The sequence below is a fragment of the Campylobacter sp. B0100352/1 genome (genome assembly GCF_020135855.1).
GTDB lineage: Bacteria > Campylobacterota > Campylobacteria > Campylobacterales > Campylobacteraceae > Campylobacter_D > Campylobacter_D taeniopygiae.
Genome location: NZ_JACHTP010000067.1, coordinates 1 through 1,295, shown reverse-complemented (window position 1 = coordinate 1,295; position 1,295 = coordinate 1). Strand labels below are relative to the sequence as shown.

At 36.5% G+C, this 1,295-nt stretch carries 2 protein-coding genes; both read left to right on the top strand.

Features of this window, described 5'->3' with window-relative positions; translation table 11 throughout:
• Positions 1–320 (top strand): flagellin (locus H2279_RS08525; RefSeq protein ID WP_337196279.1); only part of this gene is annotated, 320 nt, incomplete at its 5' end.
• Between the two features lie 147 nt (positions 321–467).
• Positions 468–1,295: flagellin N-terminal helical domain-containing protein (locus H2279_RS08520; RefSeq protein ID WP_337196278.1), on the top strand; the 828-nt coding region annotated here is incomplete at its 3' end.

The following is a 1,295-nucleotide window of genomic DNA, read 5'->3' as shown; positions in this document are numbered from 1 at the left end:
TTGGTGCTGCAAATGAAACTTCAGGTGTAACTACACTTAAAGGGGCTATGGCGGTGATGGATATCGCTGAAACTGCGATTAACAATCTTGATCAAATCAGAGCAGATATAGGTTCAGTGCAAAATCAAATCACATCAACTATCAACAACATCACAGTAACTCAAGTGAATGTGAAATCAGCTGAATCTCAAATTAGAGATGTGGACTTTGCAAGCGAGAGTGCAAACTACTCTAAAGCAAACATCCTAGCTCAAAGTGGATCTTATGCGATGGCACAAGCAAATGCAAGCCAACAAAATGTATTAAGATTGCTTCAATAGAAATCCGATCTAAGCCTAGCTTTTTAGGCTTAGATTTTTACTTCTTTAAAAATTTTTAAAAAATATTTCGTTTTTCTTCTATAAAATAAAAAGTTGGAACACTTCTTGCTTATATCCTTTTGATGCAATATTTTGAAAGGATTTAAAATGGGTTTTAGAATAAACACCAATATAGGTGCGTTGAACGCACATGCGAATTCGGTGGTTAATGCTAATGAGCTTGATAAGTCTTTAAGCAGACTTAGTTCTGGTCTTAGAATTAACTCAGCAGCAGATGATGCTTCAGGGATGGCTATTGCAGATTCTTTGCGTTCACAAGCAGCGACTTTAGGTCAGGCAATCAATAATGGTAATGATGCGATTGGTATTTTACAAACTGCAGATAAAGCGATGGATGAGCAACTTAAGATCTTAGATACTATTAAAACTAAAGCAACTCAAGCCGCTCAAGATGGACAAAGCTTAAAAACAAGAACCATGCTTCAAGCAGATATCAACCGCTTAATGGAAGAACTTGATAATATCGCTAATACAACAGCTTTTAACGGCAAACAACTTTTAAGTGGTAACTTTACCAATCAAGAATTCCAAATTGGCTCAAGCTCAAATCAAACCATCAAAGCAAGTATAGGGCCAACTCAATCTTCAAAGATTGGTGTAACAAGATTTGAAACCGGTTCTCAAAGTGTGAGTGAAGGTGTTGTAAGCATGGTCATAAAAAATTATAACGGAGTTGAGGACTTTAAATTTCAAAGTATCGTTATCTCAACTTCGGTAGGAACAGGTCTTGGAGCTTTGGCTGAAGAGATCAATAGAAGTTCTGATAAGACAGGAGTTAGGGCTACTTTTGATGTTAGAACTATAGGAGCTTATGAGATCAAAGCAGGAAAAACCTCTCAAGACTTTGCGATCAATGGGGTAACTATAGGGCAAATTAATTATAAAGATGGCGATGAAAATGGCCAATTAGTTTCT